Source organism: Sulfurihydrogenibium sp. (genome assembly GCF_028276765.1).
Classification (GTDB): domain Bacteria; phylum Aquificota; class Aquificia; order Aquificales; family Hydrogenothermaceae; genus Sulfurihydrogenibium.
Map to the genome: position 1 here is coordinate 1 of NZ_JAPYVU010000040.1, position 16619 is coordinate 16619.

At 32.0% G+C, this 16619-nt stretch carries 16 protein-coding genes and 1 pseudogene; 1 reads left to right on the top strand and 16 read right to left on the bottom strand.

The features are described from left to right. A pseudogene (locus Q0929_RS06895) lies at positions 1 to 644 on the bottom strand (IS200/IS605 family accessory protein TnpB-related protein); the annotation flags it as partial. A gap of 171 nt (positions 645 to 815) precedes the next feature. Here Q0929_RS06895 and Q0929_RS06900 point away from each other — a divergent pair. Continuing rightward, positions 816 to 965: a hypothetical protein gene (locus Q0929_RS06900; protein WP_299239151.1), complete on the top strand. Its 150-nt coding sequence runs from the start codon at positions 816 to 818 to the stop codon at positions 963 to 965. Between the two features lie 450 nt (positions 966 to 1415). Here the strand turns inward: Q0929_RS06900 and Q0929_RS06905 are convergent, their stop codons facing one another. From Q0929_RS06905 to Q0929_RS06975, 15 genes are all read right to left on the bottom strand, one after another. Then, positions 1416 to 1823, bottom strand: coding sequence for a hypothetical protein (locus tag Q0929_RS06905; RefSeq protein ID WP_299239152.1), 408 nt, complete (start codon positions 1821 to 1823; stop codon positions 1416 to 1418). A 312-nt stretch (positions 1824 to 2135) separates the two neighbouring features. Further along, positions 2136 to 3407, bottom strand: a complete 1272-nt coding sequence (rho, locus tag Q0929_RS06910) for a transcription termination factor Rho (protein ID WP_299239154.1) — start codon at positions 3405 to 3407, stop codon at positions 2136 to 2138. Between the two features lie 22 nt (positions 3408 to 3429). Continuing rightward, a complete protein-coding gene (mnmE, locus tag Q0929_RS06915; protein ID WP_299239156.1) occupies positions 3430 to 4773 on the bottom strand; it encodes a tRNA uridine-5-carboxymethylaminomethyl(34) synthesis GTPase MnmE in 1344 nt (447 codons plus the stop codon). Then, positions 4770 to 6317: a membrane protein insertase YidC gene (gene yidC, locus Q0929_RS06920; RefSeq protein ID WP_299239158.1), complete on the bottom strand. Its 1548-nt coding sequence runs from the start codon at positions 6315 to 6317 to the stop codon at positions 4770 to 4772. The genes mnmE and yidC overlap by 4 nt, the downstream gene beginning before the upstream one ends. A gap of 18 nt (positions 6318 to 6335) precedes the next feature. Further along, a complete protein-coding gene (yidD, locus tag Q0929_RS06925) occupies positions 6336 to 6545 on the bottom strand; it encodes a membrane protein insertion efficiency factor YidD (protein ID WP_299239160.1) in 210 nt (69 codons plus the stop codon). Then, positions 6538 to 6858 (bottom strand): ribonuclease P protein component, encoded by a 321-nt coding sequence (gene rnpA, locus Q0929_RS06930; RefSeq protein ID WP_343232052.1) that lies wholly within the window; start codon positions 6856 to 6858, stop codon positions 6538 to 6540. The genes yidD and rnpA overlap by 8 nt, the downstream gene beginning before the upstream one ends. Positions 6859 to 6866: 8 nt before the next feature. Next, positions 6867 to 7013, bottom strand: coding sequence for a 50S ribosomal protein L34 (gene rpmH / locus Q0929_RS06935; RefSeq protein WP_299239162.1), 147 nt, complete (start codon positions 7011 to 7013; stop codon positions 6867 to 6869). 76 nt (positions 7014 to 7089) lie between these two features. Then, the gene (gene atpE / locus Q0929_RS06940; RefSeq protein WP_012459663.1) at positions 7090 to 7434 is read right to left on the bottom strand and encodes an ATP synthase F0 subunit C; all 345 of its coding nucleotides are present in this window, start codon (positions 7432 to 7434) and stop codon (positions 7090 to 7092) included. A gap of 25 nt (positions 7435 to 7459) precedes the next feature. Then, complete coding sequence (locus Q0929_RS06945) at positions 7460 to 7861, bottom strand: universal stress protein (protein WP_299239164.1); 402 nt, start codon at positions 7859 to 7861, stop codon at positions 7460 to 7462. Between the two features lie 12 nt (positions 7862 to 7873). Then, positions 7874 to 8497, bottom strand: a complete 624-nt coding sequence (gene atpB / locus Q0929_RS06950; RefSeq protein WP_299227200.1) for a F0F1 ATP synthase subunit A — start codon at positions 8495 to 8497, stop codon at positions 7874 to 7876. 477 nt (positions 8498 to 8974) lie between these two features. After that, positions 8975 to 12007 (bottom strand): efflux RND transporter permease subunit, encoded by a 3033-nt coding sequence (locus Q0929_RS06955; protein ID WP_299239166.1) that lies wholly within the window; start codon positions 12005 to 12007, stop codon positions 8975 to 8977. Beyond that, positions 12004 to 13044: an efflux RND transporter periplasmic adaptor subunit gene (locus Q0929_RS06960; protein WP_299239168.1), complete on the bottom strand. Its 1041-nt coding sequence runs from the start codon at positions 13042 to 13044 to the stop codon at positions 12004 to 12006. The genes Q0929_RS06955 and Q0929_RS06960 overlap by 4 nt, the downstream gene beginning before the upstream one ends. Further along, positions 13041 to 14270: a TolC family protein gene (locus tag Q0929_RS06965; RefSeq protein ID WP_299239170.1), complete on the bottom strand. Its 1230-nt coding sequence runs from the start codon at positions 14268 to 14270 to the stop codon at positions 13041 to 13043. Before Q0929_RS06965 ends, Q0929_RS06960 begins: the two co-directional genes overlap by 4 nt. Before the next feature lie 451 nt (positions 14271 to 14721). Further along, positions 14722 to 15834, bottom strand: a complete 1113-nt coding sequence (gene ychF, locus Q0929_RS06970; RefSeq protein ID WP_299239172.1) for a redox-regulated ATPase YchF — start codon at positions 15832 to 15834, stop codon at positions 14722 to 14724. Beyond that, positions 15831 to 16097 (bottom strand): hypothetical protein, encoded by a 267-nt coding sequence (locus tag Q0929_RS06975; RefSeq protein WP_299239174.1) that lies wholly within the window; start codon positions 16095 to 16097, stop codon positions 15831 to 15833. Before Q0929_RS06975 ends, ychF begins: the two co-directional genes overlap by 4 nt. Positions 16098 to 16619: the final 522 nt, after the last annotated feature.

The following is a 16619-nucleotide window of genomic DNA, read 5'->3' on the forward strand; positions in this document are numbered from 1 at the left end:
TTTATAGGTGGTAGTTTTTCTTCTATGGATATAAAAGCATATAGATTACCGTTTTTTACTTTTAGTCTGACTGAATATGGAAACCATTCTTTGTATTTATATGCATTTTCCAGCATAAACATAAAATTTATCCATTTATCATTTTTTCTCTTAACGTCTCTAATTACTTTTGCATAGATATATTGTCTGTCTCCTGTATTTATTCTTAAATAAAGCTCATTATTAATCCACTGAAATCTTAAATTCAGATTTCCCTGCTTTGATTTATCTCCTCTTGAATATAAATTTCCCTGTCTGCTTTCTTTCCATTTTGCTTTTAACTGTCTTCTTCTTTTTCCTGTTAAATGGTTTTTCTTTAATTGCTCAAATACTTTTCTTGAGCCAAATATAAGTTTTTTTGGATTTTGACCTCTTTCTTTGCATGATGAGATAGTGGATTGTGCTAAGAGTATTGCATCATCTGAGTATCTTGTGTTTATGTTAAATAGTTTTGGTAGTGTCTTTTTTAGGTCTTTTCTTTTTTCACCTTCTAACAATCTTTGATATGCATATCTCATAGCAGATGAGAATCTACGCATTAAATCTAATACTGTTTTTTTATTTTGCGTATTCTGAAATTCAAGTAAACATTGGAGTGTTGTCATCTTTAATCACTCTCTTTTCTTGCTATTTACAATTCTACACTTTTTTGTTTTTGTATTGTCAATATACATTTTTTTACACTTTTTTACAGAAAATAGCAACTGTTGTGCACCTCCCATCTTTTTGTTAAAAAATTTTAATACAAATTCTATGCCAATTTTCGAGAGGCTTAAATGCTTGTTATGACAAAAACCTATGTCCCAAATGGAACATTTTTTGTCCCAAATGGAACAGTTTATCCAAATATCTCTCTCCATAATCATTTTGCCCATTCATTCTATGTAAGCTTTGTGGTTTGTCTCCTTGGCATAGGTAAAGTTTGACCTACGCTTAACAACAAAGCAACAACCAAAATACCGCACGAGAGCTTTAAAAAAATCTTCTATCCATCTTCATGAATAAGTTTCAAAAATAATTTTAATACCAATCTAAATTATTGTCAAATACATATTTTTATTAAGATATTTGAATATAAAGATATTAGAATGTTTGGAAGGAATTGATGAACGTAGAAGAATAAAACCCGTGTTTTTGCTATGATGAGACTGCTTGTAAAAATCCACACCGTAGTCCTACAGCCGTGCGAAGAATCTCCCGTTTTTCTTTTTAAAAAACATTAAAAAATGAGATCCTTCGCTACGTTCAGGATGACAAAAAGATAAACTTACAAAAATTTTGGAAAACTCTCTTGGAAGGAATTGATGAATATGAAGTATAAATCCTGTTTTTTGCTACGTTCGACAAATCATATTGTTATGATTATAGAGAAACAACTATTTTGTAAATGGTAAAAGTTTGATTATTAAATCTATCGCATCTTTGTTTATGAAGATGATTAAAAAAGCTAAGATTATGAACATCGTTGTAAACTTTTTATCAAGCTTCTGTATATCGTTTTGCAATTTTAACACTTCTTTATCTATCTTTGCTTCAAGCTCTTTATGACTTATTTCTATCTTAGCTTCTAATTCTGTTTTTAATATTTCCAAATCAGCCTTTGTAGCAAGTTCTTTCGTAAGCTCGTCTTTAAGCTCAAGCTTTTTCTGTTGTGCTAAGCTTTCTGATTTTTTATCAAGTTCGTTATAAATCAGTTCAATAGTTTGTGCAATCTTTTTAGCCTCTTCTTTGCCTACTTTTTGTTCTAACTTTTCCAATAGCTCATAATCTATCACGTAAGCCATTTAAATCTCCAAAATAGCTAATATTAAAAATTTATTCTATCATAAGAATATTACAAAAAAGAATGCTTTACAGTAGAATGCTTGAAAAAACCAACACCGTCATTCTGCAGCCGGCAAAGAATCTCATGTTTTCCTTTTCAAGTTAAAAAATCAAAAGAGGAGATCCTTCGGACTTCATCCTCAGGATGACGAATAAAAGCAAGCTCATTTTAATTTTACATATACATTATACAACTTACAGTAATTTTGGAGCACTCTCAGTAAGTAGACGAGAAAGCAAGAAGTCAACAATTTTTTATACTGTATTCATTCTCAAGCGTTCATGGATTTTAAAAACTCATCATTTGTCTTAAATTTGGAAAGTTTGCTTAACAGAAATTCCATTGCTTCAACTTCATCCATTGTAGATAAGAATTTACGTAATATCCATAATCTTTGCAGTTGCCAGTCTTCCAGTAAAAGCTCCTCTTTTCTTGTTCCAGACTTGCTTATATTTATAGCCGGGAAGATTCTTCTTTCCATCAATCTTCTATCTAAGTAAAGCTCCATATTACCAGTTCCTTTAAACTCTTCAAATATCACATCGTCCATTCTTGAGCCGGTTTCCACAAGAGCTGTGGCAAGAATTGTGAGACTTCCGCCATTTTCTATATTACGAGCTGCTCCAAAGAATTTTTTAGGTCTTTGTAATGCCGTTGCTTCAATACCACCGGATAAAACTCTACCGGATGGTGGTGTAATAGCGTTTGAAGCTCTTGCAAGCCTTGTCATTGAGTCAAGCAAGATTACAACATCTCTACCTTCTTCTACGATCCTTTTTGCTTTTTCAATCACAAGCTCAGAGATCTGTATGTGTCTTTCTGGGGGTTCATCAAAAGTCGATGCTACCACTTCCGCCCCAGAGCCTACTATTCTTCTCATTTCTGTAACTTCTTCAGGTCTTTCATCTATAAGAAGGATTATTAAATGAATTTCTGGATGGTTCTTTATTATAGCTTTTGCTATTCTTTGGATTAAAACTGTTTTACCAGCTTTAGGCGGTGCAACTATCAACCCTCTTTGACCTTTACCAATAGGCGCTACAAGACCAACAACCCTGGTTGATAAATCAGATGGGTCGTATTCTAAATTCAATCTTTCCGTTGGGTGATATGGAATAAGCTTATCAAAAGATGGTCTTTTCTTTAAATCTTCTACAGAAAGACTTCCGACCCTATCTATTCTAACTAATGCTCTGTATTTTTCACCTTCCTTAGGATTTCTTGCTACTCCAATAATTGTATCTCCGGTTTTAAGTCCAAATCTTTTTATCTGAGAAGGTGAGACATATATATCTTGTGGACTTGGTGCGTAATTGTTTTCAAGAAATCTAATAAATCCAAAACCTTCAGGAAGGATTTCTAAAACACCATTTATCTTAACTAAACCTTCTTTTTCTTCCTTTTTCTCTATGATTTTTCCTATAAGCTCATCTTTTTTTAGCCCTGATATCTTTTCTACACCGAGCTCTTCAGCTATTTTTTTTAACTCTACTAATGTTTTTTCCTTCAATGACTCAGGTGTGATGGTTGATAAGTCTACCATGAGACCTCCTTTAGTTAGTTGATTATTTACCTATGCAGAATTTACTAAAGATATTATCTAAAACATCTTCTGTTGATATAGCCCCTACGACTTCGTCTAAGCAATTTAAAGCTTCTTGAATGTAAATCATTAATATTTCTTTATTATTGATTAAAAAGTCAATATGATTTTCTATTTCCTCTATTTTTTCTTTTGCTTGCTTTAGTAAAGTTGATTGTCTTAGGTTTATGAAAAGATCATCTTCTTTTTCTATGATTCCTAAGGATGTTATGATTTTTTCTTCTAACTCTTTTATTCCTTGATTGTTTATAACACTTGTATATACAATGTTATCATATTTTTCAAAAAAATCAATAGGTTTGTTGTTTAAATCGGATTTATTTACTACAATTATATGTGGCTTATCTTTAATTTTATCATAAATTTTTTTATCTTCCTCTGTAAAACCGGAAGATGCATCTATCACGAATAAGATAATATCAGCTTCATTTATTTTCTCTTGTGCTTTTTCTATGCCTATTTTTTCTATTTTATCTTCTGTATCTCTAAGTCCAGCTGTATCAAGTAAAATAACCGGAATATCTCTTATTTTAAGACTTTCTTCTATAAAATCTCTTGTAGTTCCTTGTATTTCAGAAACTATTGCTCTTTCATAGCCAACAAGTACATTAAATAAAGATGATTTTCCAACATTTGGTCTTCCAACGATTGCAAGCTTAATGCCTTCTTTTATAAGATTTCCTTTTTTATAGCTTGCTAAAAGTTTATCTATTTGAGATTTTACCTCTTCTAACTGAGAAATAATAAGACTACTGTCTATCTCTTCAACATCTTCAGGAAAATTGATCTCAGCTTCTATCAAGGATATAAGATTTATTAGCTTTTCTCTTAAAGTGTTTATCTGTTTAGATAATTTTCCTTCCAGAATAGAGACTGCAATTTTTGCTGCTCTTTCAGATTTTGCATTGATTAGGTCTGCTATAGCTTCTGCTTGCAATAAATCAATTTTTCCATTTAAAAAAGCTCTTTCTGTAAATTCACCCGGTCTTGCTAATCTTGCACCATACATAAAACAAGCTTCTAATATGCTTTTTACAACCGGAACGCTTCCGTGGGGGTAAATCTCTACAAGGTCTTCACCGGTAAAGCTTTTTGGCTTTTGAAAGTATACGAATAAACCTTCGTCAATAACTTCACCTTTATGGTTAAAAATTTTACCAAAATAAGCTTTTCTTGGAGTTATTTTTTCCGGCAAAGAGAATATTTTTCTACCTATTTCTAAAGCCTTATCCCCACTAATCCTAACTATTGAAATTGCTGACGGAATTAGTGGGGTTGCGTTTGCTACGATTGTATCTTTGTTCATTTTTTCATTGATTTGTTAACAATAACACTTTGAATTAATCCTAATATATTATTCGTTAGCCAGTATAAAACAAGCCCTGATGGAAAATTCATAAACATAAATGTAAACACACCAGCCATAATATACATGATCATTCTTTGATTTTTATCAGAGCTTGGAGTTATAAACTGCTGAGCAACCATTGACAGTCCCATTAAGATTGGTAAAACATAGTAAGGGTCTTTATCTGAAAGGTCTTTTATCCAAAGCATAAACGGAGCATTTTTTAACTCAACTGTTACCATTAAAACATTGTACAATGCTATGAATATAGGAATTTGAGCAAGAATTGGCAAACATCCACTCATTGGGTTCACACCGGCTTCTGCATACAGCTTCATAATTTCTTCTTGTAGTTTTTGTGGGTCTTTTGCGTATTTTTTCTTAAGTTTTTCCATTTCTGGAGCAAGGTCTGCCATTTTTTTCATTGCTTTTAGAGATTTGTGATTAAGCGGGAATAATACAATCCTTAATAATACAGTTAAGACAATGATTGCCAACCCCCAGTTATGGATAAAGTCATATATAAAATGAAGCAGTAAGAATAGAGGTTTTCCAAGAATGCCAAAGAAGCCAAAATCAATAGAACTTCTTAAATCTAAATCTACATTCCAAAGCTTTTTATACTTATCTGTAATTTCTCCAAAAAGTGAGTAAAGTTTTGGACCTAAATAATTAAAACCTTCAAACGATGCCGGGATTTCAGTTAAAACAACGGTAGTATCTTTTGCAACCGGAACTATATAAACAGTGTTTATACCACCTTTAATAGACAGAATCTGCATAAAATATTTATTTTCTTGACCAGCCCAAAGTATTTTGTCTCTGATTGTTTGAATAGTATTAATATCATTGTTTATTTTTATAATTTCCTTGTCAGTCTTGATTATAGGTCCATTGTGTCCAAAAGTTCCCTCAGATTTTAAAGTTATACCTGTTAAATATGCTAATCCTACACTTTCAAGACCTTTGGTTTTAATGTCTACTGTTATAGTATTATCATCGTTAATTGTATAAGTTTTTTCAACTTCTATATTTTCATTTTTTAAGTAAAATGAGATTTTATTATCTTGTATTTTTGATTCGTATTTTGAAAAGTTTAAAAGTTTTGTAATATTTGTATTTGTGGTTATGATTTCTCCCGGGAAAACTTTATTAGATTTAGAAAATTCAGGAACAATGTCGATATTATATCTGTTATCAAAAGCTGATACTATTCTACCGCCGATATTACTAAACTCTACATAGCCTTCCTTTGTTTTAATTCTAACTATATCTTTTAAATTATCAACATTAACCCTTTCACCGGATAAGACAAGGTCATAACTACCGCTAACTTGTTTAATAGGAGCTGCAGCCTCTTTTTGGGTTTGCTGAGTTTGATTTTTTTGATTTTGAGTGTTGTCTTTAAAAAAATATTGATTAATTAAGGAAAAAGATATCAGTAGTAGTGCAACTGCTCCAAAAAATATCATAAATCTCTTTTGCATATCTTGTTGTTCCATCTTTTCACCTCTAATGTTTTAAGGATAATCAACGCCACCCTTTGAAAATGGATTACATCTTAGTATTCTCCAGATGGCTTTTAATGTGCCTTTTATAATTCCATACTTTTCGATAGATAAAACTGCATACTCTGAGCAAGTTGGGTGAAATCTACAACTTTGCCCTTTAATAGGTGAGATGTATTTTTGATAAAATCTTATTACGTTGATAAACAATTTTTTAATCATTATTTTTTAGCTTTCCTATTACAGCATCAATTTGAGATAGAATATCATAAACTTTTTTATTTAAAATACTTTTTTTTGCTATAAAAATCATGTCGTATTTAAGATCATCTAATAAATTAAGACGAAGCCTTACGGCTTCTCTTAGTAGTCTTTTTGCTCTATTTCTATCTACGGATTTTTTAAAGTTTTTTTTTGAAGTTACAAAAGCATACCTTGATTTTTCTTGATCGTTTTTCAGGTAAACCACTAAAAAATCTTCATTATCTACAATTTGTTTTTTAGAAAAAACATTTTGTATGTCTTTTTTTTTAATGTGATCATTTACTTGATAGCGATGCGCTTTCTTCCTTTAGCCCTTCTTCTTGCTAAGATCTTTCTTCCGGATTTAGTTCTCATTCTTGCAAGAAATCCTGATTTTCTTTTTCTTTTCTTGTTTGATAAGTGTGATTTAGCTTTTTCATTTGCCATTCTTATACACCTCCTACAAAAATAAAATAAGGCAGCCCTTTATGGCTGCCAACAATTTTTTAAGCTAAAATTTATCTTAGAAACCTGCTTTTGAATCAAAAATACCGGTAAAGATGAAGATAATTGCGATAAGTAATGCATAGAGAACGAATGTTTCTATTAATGCCATACCAATGAACATAGTTGTCAATAATTTTGGACCCATGTTAGGGTTTCTTGCCATTCCTTCAAGAACACCTCTGATCGCATTACCAAGACCGGCAGCACCACCGCCTGCTGCTGCACCGATAGCAACGCCAGCACCGATAGCTAACGCACCGTAAAATACAGCTCTTGCCATTGGGTCACCTTCTGCAGCAAACGCAGCAGAAACCGTTCCTGCTAAAACCATCAACATCAACACTTTTGAGAACTTAACCATTATTAATACAACCTCCTATAAGTAATTATTTTTTTACAATAAAGACATTTGATTCTATTTTTTTAGCTAAGTATTCATAATCTTCCGTTATTATAACCAAATCTGGGCTTTCCTCTTTAACAACTTTTGGAAGTGAATTTTTTACACTTTCTGATATGTCAACTATTATTTTAACATCCTTAGAAAAATCAGTTAATAAGTCTTCTATCCTACTTTTAGCAGAGGCTTTATTTTTTTCTTCAAGATCCGGTGAAACAGGTAATCCAAAGCTTACTGCAAATTTTTTCATCATATACACATCTTCTATTTCATGGAAAATGATAAGCTGACTATTATATTTATTAGCTAAGTCTTTTGCAATTTCTAAAGCTTTTAAAGAGATATTATTAAACTGGAAGTTTATAAAAATCTTTTTTATTTCAACCATTATTATCCTCCATTAGTGTTCAGCATGAGTAATAGCACCGGCGATGTAAACAGTTGTCAAGACTACAAAAACGTATGTTTGTAAGAATACAGCTATTAAGTGAATTAGCATAACTGGCATTGGAATTAAGAATGGGACAAGCATGATTAAAACTACGCTTATAAGCTCACCACCTGTCATGTTTGCAAAAAGACGAAGAGCCAATGTTACTGGTCTGCTAAGATGGCTAAGAAGTTCTATGATAACAAAAACCGGAGCCATTGCAGGAACAGGACCTAAAAAGTGCTTAAAGTAGCCAATACCATTTTCTCTAATGCCTTCAAAGTTGTATATGAAGAACACCAAAAGAGCAAGAGCCATTGTTGTATTTAAGTTGGCTGTTGGAGATTCTAAACCCGGTATAATTCCAAGCAAGTTTCCAAAGAATACAAACAATCCAATTGATGCTATCAATGGAAAGTACTTTCTACCTTTTTCACCCATATTTTCCTTTATAAGATTATCTATAAACTCTATGTATATCTCAAATACGTTTTGAATAGGTGTCGGTATTAATGATGGTTTTTTTGCAAAAATGGTAAATATAATCGGAACCACTATTAACACTATAAGAGCCATTATGACATGTTGTTCCATTTGCTCCTCCATTATATTTAATTCTGTAATATTATACAGGATTTTTTTAAGCTTGTAAATTTATTGTATAAGTCATACCGGTTTGGGAAAATTAAAAAAATAAGAACTATAAAATTCATAACTTTGCTGCTGGATGACTTCTAAAGTAATGGGTAAAAAACTTTAGAATAATTCTTTCTCCTTAACTATTGCATACTGGCAATTCTTGAATTGCCACAACATTCATCACCTTTGGGTTGCTTTGAAAGACAGCATCGTCATTCTGCAGCCGGAGAAGAATCTCCTCTTTTTCTTTCTTTTCAAAAAACATTAAAAAATAAGATTCTTCACTTTGCTGCTGGATGGCAAGGAAAAGTAAGCTTACGAGAATTTTTTAAACTCTTTTTAGCTATTGTGTACTGGCAATTGTTGAAATACAAAAACGTTTATTAATTTTTCACAATCTATACCAAGAAAAGAATCTTGTACAAAATTTTTTTAAACTTCTTTAACTTCACTATATTTTAAAAGTGGCGGAATGATTAAAATTATTAACAAGCCAGATATTAGCATACCACCTACTACAACAATAGCTAATGGTTTTTGAATTTGACTACCTACACCTTGAGATAATGCTGTCGGGAGCAGTCCTAAGGATGCTGTAAAGCTACTTAAAAGAACTGCCCTGAACTTCTCTTTTGAAGCTAATTTTGCTGATTCATCCACACTAATTCCATTAAGAATATGCATCTTATAAGATGCCATAATAAAAGAAATGTTTAATATGGAAATCCCTAAGATTGATACAAACCCAACTATTGCAGATAAGCTTATTGGATAACCGGTAGCAAACAAGCTTAATGACCCTCCGAAGAATGCAAAAAGTATACCAAGCATTGAAATCAGCGTATTTCTGATTGATCGATTTACTATATAAAGGAAAATAAATAATGCAAATACTGCTACTAATCCAGAAATAACTAATCTATGCAGAGCTTCTACTAAGCTTTTAAACTGTCCTGCCCATTCTATAAAGTACCCTTCTGGAAGTTTTATATCTTGTACTTTTTCTTGTGCTTTTGCTACTGTGCCTGCTAAGTCTTCGGAGATAACGCTAAACTTGATCGGTATGTATCTTTTGTAGTTTTCTCTATAAATGAAAGAAGCTCCGGTATCAAATTTAATATTGGCTACAGAAGAGAGTTTTACATAAGATCCATTAGGAAGAGCTACCGGGATATCTCCAATGTTGGAAACATTCTGTCTTATCTGTTCGGGTAGGACTACAATTAAAGAAAATCTTTTATCTCCTTCGATAACTTGGGTTGCTTCTTTTCCCCCAAGAGCCGCAGAAACAGTATCCATTAACTCTTCAACGGACAAACCATATAAAGCTAATTTTTCTCTATCTGCTTCTATCACTAAGTTTGGCTGACCTATCTCTCTAAAAATACCAACATCTACTATGCCCGGTACAGTAGCAATTCTTTTTTCAACTTCCTCAGCCAAGCTTTCTAACTTATACAGATCATCTCCAAAAATCTTGACGGCATTCTCACCTTTTACGCCGGTTAAAACTTCCTCCAAGTTATCCTCTATATACTGAGACACGTTTATATCTGCGTTTGGGAACAAATTTTTTAAATCTCTTCTAATGGCATTTTCAAGCTCTTCCTTAGTATGGAAATTTTTCCATTCATTGTATGGCTTTAAGTCTATGAAATATTCTGAGTTAAAAGGTCCCGTTGGGTCAGTTCCATCCTCCGGTCTTCCAACTTGAAACTCTATTGTCTTAATCTCTGGATATTTAATTAAAGTATCTCTAACCTTTTTTGCATTCTCATAAGTTTGGGATAGTGAAATTGAGTACGGAAAGATTATACGAATATATATATTACCTTCATCCATCTTTGGTATAAATTGAATTCCAAGGTTTTTTATCAGAAGTAGAGTAATAACTGTTATGATTATAAGCACTAAGCTAATGGTTTTGATTTTTACTTTTATTAAACTGTGCAATAATTTTTCGTAAAAATGTTCTAAAATGGCTACAAACTTAGTTTCGTGCTTTGGAGATTTTATAAATAAGAATAATGCTGCTATTAAAAATGTAAATGTAAGGAAAATAACCGCTGTTATAGCATATAAGTAGGTTTGAACCATTGGAGAGAATATGCGTTTTTCTGCACCTTCCATTAAAAATACAGGAATAAATGATATGCCAATTATAGCTATTGATAAAAGCAAGAACTTGCCAACGTCATCTGTGGCGCTCATTAAAGCCCTTCTTCCTACACCAAACTTTGTAGAGTTTGCAAGATAGCTTTCTACAAACAATAGAGAAATATCAGCTAAGATACCAAAATCTATTGCTGCAATAGATAGAAAGTTAGCAGATTCTCCTCTTATAGCCATAATTCCAAGGGCTATTATCAAAGACATAGGAACGATTGCAGACACTAAGAACGCAGTTATAAAATCTCCAAGAAAAATAAAAACAGACAAAAATACTAAAGCAATTCCTACTAAAGCAATCTCTGCCACTTTATGTACTACCGTATCGATTAATTTACCTCTTTCATAAATAGGAACAATTTTTACGTCTTTTGGAAGAATATGCTGGTTTAATTCTTGAATTTTTTCTCTAATAGATTTTATGGAAGGTATGCTTTTAGCATCTCTTCTTAAAACTACTACTCCCATAACTATGTCGTTATAGTTGTTTAGTCCAACTATACCGGTTCTCGGAATGTTTCCGACCTTAACTTCTGCTATGTTCTTCACAAGAATAGGTGTATTGTTTTTATAAGCAACAACAATATTTCCTATATCATCTAAGTTTTTTATAAGACCAACTCCTCTTATGAGAAAGTATTGAGAGCCAAAATCTATTGCCCTTCCACCAGAGTTTACGTTAGAGCTAGATATTGCTTGAACTATATCAGATAAAGAAACATTGTATTTAATTAAATTTTCCGGTTTAACTTCGACAGTGTATGCTTTTATAAAACCACCATAGCTTGCTACATCTTCTACACCTTCAGCAGTTTTAAGGTATCTTGCAACTGTCCAATCCTGAATGGTTCTAAGGTCAATAAGATTTTTATTTCCTATAACTGCATATCTTAAAACTTCACCGATTGGGTTTGGAATTATACTTGGAGAAACTCCCGGCGGTAAATCTGCGTTTGCAAGCCTGTTTATTACCTCTTGCCTTGCCTCTCTGTAAGTAACATCATAAGAAAACGAGCATTTGATATCAGATAAACCGTATAAAGATACAGTGCCTATTCTTTTAAGTCCTCTCATTCCGGCTAAGGATATTTCTAATGGAATTGTTACTTGTCTTTCTATTTCTTCTGCTGATTTGCCGGGATATATAGTCACAATCTCTATAACGGGTGGAGACGGGTCCGGAAATGCTTCAATGTTTAAATTTTTTACAAAGAATAATGATATAGCGGTAATTATAAAGCCAAAAATAAAGAATATTAAAGCATTATCAGCTACAAAGTTTACCCATTTTTTCAAGTATGCTCCTCCAACATAGGGTCAACAACAACCTTTTCACCTTGATTTAAACCGTCAACGGATACTTTGTTATTTTCAAGCTCTTTGATAAATTTGACCTCTTTTTTGATTAGCTTTCCATTTTCTTCTACATAGACGTAAAATTTACCATCTTTGTATATTAATGCTTTTTGCGGGATAACTGCATGGGTCTGTTTGCCTGTGTATATTCTTATATTGAAAAACATGTTTATTTTTAGTGCTTCTTTTTCTTTTGGTTCTATAAATACTTTAATTTTTTTAGTGTCCGGGTCTACAACGTCGCTTATGTATTTAACAACTCCTTGAAATTTTTTATCTTGGAATAAATCAATGGAAAAATCTACATCGTCACCTTCTTTAAGTTTAAATACATCTTTATCCTGAACTAACGCAACTACCATTATTTTGTTTGGATTAACCAAGCTTAATATTTCAGTTGTTTGGTCAACAGAATCTCCAACATGACTGTTTATCTGATACACAATTCCATCAATTGGGGAAGTGATAACACTTGAACCAAGGGTTCCACCTAAAAGTTTCATCTTTTCTTCAATGCCTTTTAATTGGGCTTTTAGCACATTGTAGTTTGTTTCAGCATCCATAAACTCTGCTTTTGGAATTGCTCCAACTTCGTACAGCTCTTTTTTTAGTTTATAAATTCTCTCTGCTTGGGACAATTGAACAGACAAGGCTACTTTTTGTGAGTATAAATCTGTTGTGTCCGGTGCTTTTACAGATGCCAGGGCTTGACCTTTTTTAACATAATCTCCAACTTGGACATTGATCGATTGAACTATTCCTGGTAATTTGGAGGTTATTTTTACAGTACCATCTTTATCCGGCTGTACCAACCCTGTTGCATCAATGTAATCTGGCACTTCTTGATAAACCACTTCCACTGTTTGAATTTGCTTTTTTGTATTTTTTTCATTATCAGAGCTTTTACTTTCTTCATTACAAGAGAATAAAACAAAAGAAGCTAAAACAACCATATAAAGGAAAACTCTGCTTATCATAGGTCTTCTCCTGCAAGTATTTTTAATGATAAATAATTGTTGAGAAATTGATAGTATGATTGTAGATAAGCATTCATAAAAGATTTGTAGGTCCGTAGTGTGTCTAAGAAATCAAGTGTAGAAATACCGCCTATAGAGTAGGCTTTTTTTGTCCTTTCTAACAAATCATCCATAATTTTCTTTTTTTCTAAGTATGAGTTGTATATTTTTTTGCTAACAAGGTAATCTTCATACGCTTGCGATATCTCTTTTCTTATTCTGTCTTTTTCCTTTGAAAGGGCTACCAACGTTTGTTCTTTCAAAGCTATGGCAGTAATAAGGTCACCTTTTCTTTTATCAAAGGTTGGCAGGTTTAAAGAAAATCCAAAACCTACACCCGGCTTATACTGAGTTCCAAAGCTGTCATACTCAACGCCAAGGCTTACATCCGGTATTGAGTATGCTTTAATTAATTTAATCTGATGTTCTACTGAGTTTAACTGCTCTTGCAATGCTTTTATACTTTCTCTTTTTTCTGTTGCTTTTTGAATTAAATCATCAAGATTTGGTTCTTTAGTATCTATATTTACAGATACTGGTTCATAATTTCCATTTAGATAAAATTTAATCTCCTGCAAATCTTTTCTATAAGTACTTTCTGCTTGTAATTTACTGTTTTCCAGCTCGTTTTTGTACAGCTGGAGCTTCATATAGTCTATTAGACTTAAAAAACCTGCTTTTTGTTTCTTTTCTTGGATTTGAAGCATTTTTTCATAATCGTTTAAATCCTGCTTTAAATACTCATAATAACTTTTGTCAGACAATGTTTGAAAGTAAACAGATAAAAAGTTTAAAATTACGCTCCTTGTAGTATCTTCTTTTTGATAGTTAATAGATTGTAATTGATAGAAAGCAGATTTAATTCTGTTTTCTCTTTTTCCACCAAGTTCAAAAGGCTGGTCTACTCTTATGGATAACATTGTATTTCCGTTATCGTACACAATGTTTTTACCAAACGTAATACCTGTGTAATTTACTGATAAGGTTGGATTTTGATAAAATTTTGTCTGAATATATTGACCTTCGGCTTTTTTAACTTCATAAGATGCAATTTTTACATCGTAGTTGTTTTCTTTTATTATCTTAATTGCGTCGTTTACAGTTATTTTTTGATTAACATCTTCGGCTAAGCTAAAAGATACATTAAAACCAAAACAGACAACTATTACAGTTATAAACTTTTTCATGTTTATCCTTGCTAATCATTAATCTTAATCAGATAATTATATACAAGTACGAATGATAAAATCATTAAAATTTTTTAATAATACGTCGGGTGAGAAATTCAATAAAAGTATGAGATTCTTCGCTTCGCTCAGAATGACACCCTAAGGTTATTCTTCCTTTAATGCTTATCATTCAATCTTTCTCTGTCATCCCGAGGACTTGAGTCCGAAGGATCTCCTATTTTATTGTTACTTGAAAGGAAGAGGGTTGAAAAAGGGGATTCTTCGCCGGCTGCAGAATGATGATGTTGATTTTTCCAAGCATTCTCAATTAAGAATGTATCTGAAAGAAAGATAAATAAGCAATGGTATGAAATTCATTATCAATTCTAAAAGATATAAGAAGAAAAGTTGTATATTGAGATGGTAAAAATTGTTAACATTTCAGCCTCTTATCTCTCACCTATCACGTTTAAACATTGAATCTGAAATATATAATATCGCCGTCTTTTACAACATACTCTTTTCCTTCTATTCTTACCATTCCAAGCTCTTTTGCTTTTTGCATTGAGCCGATTTTAATATAGTCATCATAATTTATCACTTCTGCCGCAATAAAACCTCTTTCTATGTCTGAGTGAATTTCTCCTGCTGCTTGGGGTGCTTTTGTCCCTCTTTTTATCGTCCATGCTCTTGCTTCTTTTTCTCCTGCTGTAAAGTAAGTAATCAGATCAAGAAGTGCATAGCCTGTTTTAATCATTTTGTTTAATCCTGGTTCTTTTAAGCCAAGGGCGTTTAAAAATTCCTGTCTTTCTTCTTTTGGAAGTTCTATTAATTCTTGCTCAACTTTTCCACATAAAACTACAACAGGTGCGTTTTCTTGCTTTGCTTTTTCTTTAAGTTGCTGTAAATATATATTTCCTTCTCCTTCCGGCAAATCTTCTTCTGGAATGTTTGCAACATACATAAGCGGTTTTATTGTTATTGGATAGAGTGTTCTTGCAAGCCACTGTATCTCTTCTTCTTCAAATTTATCAAGATTTGTTCTAAGTGGTTTTAAATCCTCTAAAATAGCTTTAGCTTTTTCTAAGACTTGAACTTCAAATTTAACTTCTTTATTTCCTGTTTTTGCAGCTTTCGCTGACCTTTCATATCTTTTTTCTATTGATTGTAAATCTGCTAATATTAATTCTGTTTCAATTATTTCAGCATCTCTTACAGGATTTACAGAACCTTCTACGTGAATAATATCCGGATCGTCAAAACATCTAACAACATGTGCAATAGCTGATACTTGTCTTATGTTTGCTAAAAATTGATTACCTAAGCCTTCTCCTTTGCTTGCTCCTCTAACAAGACCTGCTATATCTACAAATTCTATTGTTGCAGGAACTATGTTTTTACTTTTTTCAAGCTCTGCAATTTTATAAAGTCTTTCGTCAGGAACGTTAACTATTCCAACGTTTGGGTCTATGGTGCAAAATGGATAGTTAGCAACTCCTGCCTTTGCTGTTTCTGTAAGCGCATTAAAAATTGTAGATTTTCCAACATTAGGTAATCCTACTATACCGACGTTCATTTTCATTTATCTTCTACCACCTCTTTTTCAAATATTGTTTTTAAGCGGTTAATTAATTTATCTTCATCTAAAAAAAGTGCAACCTTTCTTTCTTCAGGTATTTCGTATATCAGTTTAAATGTTCCGTCATAAAGTTTCTTTATAAACAAATCAAATTTTTTTCCCTCTTTATATCCTGTTATCCAAATCTCTCTTGATTTATCATGGTAAAAAATCGGATATTCTTCTGAATGTACTAATGTCTCACAAACTTCTAAAATTTTTTCCATCGTAACCTCTAAGATGCTTTAAAATATCAATTATATCATAGATTAACTAATATGTAGCGAGAGTGTTCCAAGATTTTTGTAAATTTACCTTTCCTTGCTATTCTGAGATCGAAAACCAAAGGATCTCTTTTTTGATTTTTTGACTTGAAAAGAAAGGAAGAGATTCTTCGCTTCGCTCAGAATGACAATTTGGGTTTTTTGGAACACTCTTAATATGTAGCGAGAGTGTTAGAAAAAATTTTCACAAGTTCACCATTGTCCGTCATTGTATAAGTTCGAAATGACAAACAGTGTTGTTCTTCATTTATAAGGCTTATTATTCAACTTTTTCCACCATTTCGAGAATATAAGCCCAAAGAGTTTCTTTTTCTAAATTGTATAAAAATTACTAATACGGCTTTGTCCAATAATAGAAAATCATAGAATAGTCTATTTTTTCTGCATACCTTTTGTTGCTTTTCTTTAATTAATTATACACTACGCTAATAATTATTCATTGTTAAAAACCTATTAATAAGCATA

Excerpts from the sequence above, each read along its gene's own strand:
- Q0929_RS06900 (WP_299239151.1), top strand. The coding sequence starts at position 816 with ATGCTTGTTATGACAAAAACCTATGTCCCAAATGGAACATTTTTTGTC.
- Q0929_RS06905 (WP_299239152.1), bottom strand. The coding sequence starts at position 1,823 with ATGGCTTACGTGATAGATTATGAGCTATTGGAAAAGTTAGAACAAAAA.
- rho (WP_299239154.1), bottom strand. The coding sequence starts at position 3,407 with ATGGTAGACTTATCAACCATCACACCTGAGTCATTGAAGGAAAAAACA.
- mnmE (WP_299239156.1), bottom strand. The coding sequence starts at position 4,773 with ATGAACAAAGATACAATCGTAGCAAACGCAACCCCACTAATTCCGTCA.
- yidC (WP_299239158.1), bottom strand. The coding sequence starts at position 6,317 with ATGGAACAACAAGATATGCAAAAGAGATTTATGATATTTTTTGGAGCA.
- yidD (WP_299239160.1), bottom strand. The coding sequence starts at position 6,545 with ATGATTAAAAAATTGTTTATCAACGTAATAAGATTTTATCAAAAATAC.
- rpmH (WP_299239162.1), bottom strand. The coding sequence starts at position 7,013 with ATGGCAAATGAAAAAGCTAAATCACACTTATCAAACAAGAAAAGAAAA.
- atpE (WP_012459663.1), bottom strand. The coding sequence starts at position 7,434 with ATGGTTAAGTTCTCAAAAGTGTTGATGTTGATGGTTTTAGCAGGAACG.
- Q0929_RS06945 (WP_299239164.1), bottom strand. The coding sequence starts at position 7,861 with ATGGTTGAAATAAAAAAGATTTTTATAAACTTCCAGTTTAATAATATC.
- atpB (WP_299227200.1), bottom strand. The coding sequence starts at position 8,497 with ATGGAACAACATGTCATAATGGCTCTTATAGTGTTAATAGTGGTTCCG.
- Q0929_RS06960 (WP_299239168.1), bottom strand. The coding sequence starts at position 13,044 with ATGATAAGCAGAGTTTTCCTTTATATGGTTGTTTTAGCTTCTTTTGTT.
- Q0929_RS06965 (WP_299239170.1), bottom strand. The coding sequence starts at position 14,270 with ATGAAAAAGTTTATAACTGTAATAGTTGTCTGTTTTGGTTTTAATGTA.
- ychF (WP_299239172.1), bottom strand. The coding sequence starts at position 15,834 with ATGAAAATGAACGTCGGTATAGTAGGATTACCTAATGTTGGAAAATCT.
- Q0929_RS06975 (WP_299239174.1), bottom strand. The coding sequence starts at position 16,097 with ATGGAAAAAATTTTAGAAGTTTGTGAGACATTAGTACATTCAGAAGAA.